The 2,605-nt window shown below is 74.4% G+C and carries 3 protein-coding genes; 1 reads left to right on the top strand and 2 read right to left on the bottom strand.

The window, feature by feature from the left end:
* Nucleotides 1–318 (bottom strand): FAD-dependent monooxygenase (locus H5J29_RS28770; RefSeq protein WP_181784117.1); only part of this gene is annotated, 318 nt, incomplete at its 3' end.
* Between the two features lie 180 nt (nt 319–498).
* Here H5J29_RS28770 and H5J29_RS36385 point away from each other — a divergent pair.
* On the top strand, nt 499–1,194 hold the full coding sequence (locus tag H5J29_RS36385) for a helix-turn-helix transcriptional regulator (protein WP_181784116.1): 696 nt from the start codon (nt 499–501) through the stop codon (nt 1,192–1,194).
* Here the strand turns inward: H5J29_RS36385 and H5J29_RS28760 are convergent.
* Entirely contained in the window at nt 1,179–2,585 is a 1,407-nt protein-coding gene (locus H5J29_RS28760; RefSeq protein ID WP_181784118.1) for a flavin-containing monooxygenase, read from the bottom strand. The two genes, H5J29_RS36385 and H5J29_RS28760, sit on opposite strands and share 16 nt — an antisense overlap.
* Between the last annotated feature and the right edge of the window lie 20 nt (nt 2,586–2,605).

Here is a 2,605-nt window from a genome sequence, read left to right as displayed (position 1 = left end):
CAGGAGGCCGGCGAGGTCGCCGCGCAGGATCTCGATCTCGGCGAGCTGCCCGTCGGGTTCGGCGACCGTCCGCTCGAGGACCCGGCCCGCGTCGTCGACCGTGGCGAAGGCGCTGGTCCGCAGGCTCGCCGCGCGGATGGTGTCCAGCAACCCCATCCGCCCCGCGACCTCGCGTGCGGTCCCGCGGAGGTCCACGGCCTGGCCGCCGGGGCGTGGCGCGGGCGCCCGCTCGACGACGGTCACCGTGTGTCCGGCACGGACCAGCCAGAAGGCGAGGGCGGGCCCGGCGATCCCCGCGCCCGAGACCAGGACGTCCATGAGGAACGACCGTAGCGGTCGGTGGCGGGGGCCGGCCGCCCCTCCGGTGACCGGCCCCCTCGGCGAACCCGGGCCTACAACCCCGCCGGCCCGCCCGCAGCACCCCCCTCGCCGCAGGCGGGCCTGTCATACTCGGGTCGATCGCCGTCCTCCTGCTAGTACCCGGGTGAGTACTTCGACGTGAGTGCGCTCTCCACCGTGATCTCCAGGCTCGCGACCGCCCGCACCGTGGCGGAGTTCCGGTCCGCGTTCATGCGGCACGCGGGGGAGCTCGTCCCCAGCGGCGCACTGGGCCTGTACTTCCTCGACCGGACCGGGCGCCCGTCGACCACGGACGTCCGGGGCGTACCGGACTCGGTGACCACCCGGTACGAGGAGATCGGCCGGGCCATGGATCCGCTGCTCGAGCCGATGGTCACCGACCTGACGGCCGTGAGCGCCGTGGACCTGCTCGGCGAGCGGGGCTGGCACGCCAGCGCGCTCTACGACCACGTGAGCGGGCCCGCGGGTCTGGAGCACTCCGTGGTCGCCCCGCTGCTCGGCGAGGGTCGGATCGTGGGCACGGTCGCGTTCATGCGGGGCGCGGAGCATGCGGCGTTCACCGCCGCGGACGTGCGGCACACGGCCGCGCTCACTCACCACTGCTCCGCCCTCCTCGCCCGGCTGAGCACGCTCGAGGCCGATCCGCTCTCGCTGACCGACCGCGACCGCGAGATCGTGGCGCTGGTCGCGCGCGGGCTCACGAACCCCGAGATCGGTGCGGCGCTGCACATCAGCCCCAACACCGTGAAGCAGACGCTCAAGCGGATCTTCACCCGCACCGGGGTGCGCAGCCGTGCCGAGCTCGCCGCCCGCGCGGGTCACCCGAAGAGGTAGTCGGCGTCGTCGAAGACAGCGGTGCGGCGGGCGTACTCCCGCATCGTGCCCGGCCAGTTGTTCGTGATCCGGCCGGACTCCGTGCGGTACCAGTTCGTGCACTCTGTCCACACGCTGTCGCCGAGCCTGTCCTGCATCTCGACGTCGTAGGCGGAGGCCGCCTCGGCGCGGACCTCGACCGTGCGCGCGCCCGCGGCCAGCCTGCGGACGCCCTCACGGGCGTAGCGGACCTGGCACTCGAGCATGTGCACGACCGAACCCGAGCCGACGTTGGTGGTGGGGCCGTAGAGCACGAAGAGGTTGGGGAAGCCGGGGACGGTCACGCCCAGGTGCGCCCGGGCCCCGTCGCGCCACCGCTCGGAGAGCTCCTGGCCCTCCCGGCCGACCACCCGCATCGGCGCCAGGTAGTCCTGGGTGTGGAAGCCGGTGCCGAACACGATCACGTCCGCGGGATGGTGGGTGCCGTCCGCGGTCCGGATCCCGTCCGGCGTGACCTCCGCGATCCGCTCGGTGACGACGTCGACGTCCGGGCGGGCCACCGCGCGGAACCACTCGGAGGACAACAGCACGCGCTTGCAGCCCACGGGATGGTCCGGGGCGAGCCGCGCCCGCAGGCCGGTGTCTCGCACCTGGAGCCGCAGCATCGCCCGGTGGGCCACCGTGAACGAGCCGGCGAGCGGTCGGATCGCGGTGAGGCCCAGGGCCCCGAACTCGAAGAAGCCGGTCCAGAAGGCGCGCGCGGCGCGGCTCCAGGTGCGGGACCGCCGCGACAGCGCCCGCCTGCCGTAGGGCCGGTCCGGCTTCGGGATGACGTACGGCGCGGACCGCTGGAACACCGTGACCTGCGCGGCGTCCGGGGCGATCGCGGGGACGAACTGGATCGCGCTGGCCCCGCTCCCGACGACGGCGACCCGCCTGCCGCGCAGGTCCACCCCGTGATCCCAGCGGGCGGAGTGGAACACCGGGCCGGTGAAGCGGTCGAGGCCCGGCAGGTCGGGGACGGCGGGACGGGACAGCTGGCCACACGCGGAGACGAGGGCCTCCGCCTCGACCTCCCCGGTGGTCGTCCGGAGCCGCCAGACGGCCCGCTCGTCGTCCCAGGTCGCGTCGGTGACCTCGGTGTCCAGCCGGATCGGCAGGGGCTCGGCCACGCCCTCCAGGTACCGCAGGATGTCGACCTGCGGTGCGAACCGGCGGCTCCACTCGCCCGCGGCGAAGGTGAACGAGTAGAGGTTCGACGGGACGTCGCAGGCCGCGCCGGGGTAGGTGTTGTCCCGCCAGACCCCGCCCGGCCGCTCGGCCTTCTCGAACAGGGTGACCTCGCCGAGGTCGTCCTCGCCCAGCGCAGCGCCCATCCCGATCCCGCCGAACCCCGCCCCCGACTGGACCATGGCGGGCGGCCCGCCCGGCC

It is taken from the genome of Pseudonocardia pini, from assembly GCF_013870575.1.
In the GTDB taxonomy this organism is placed as follows: domain Bacteria; phylum Actinomycetota; class Actinomycetes; order Mycobacteriales; family Pseudonocardiaceae; genus Pseudonocardia; species Pseudonocardia pini.
The sequence above is the reverse complement of the archived record's forward strand: the minus strand, read 5'-3'. Positions and strand labels throughout refer to the sequence as shown.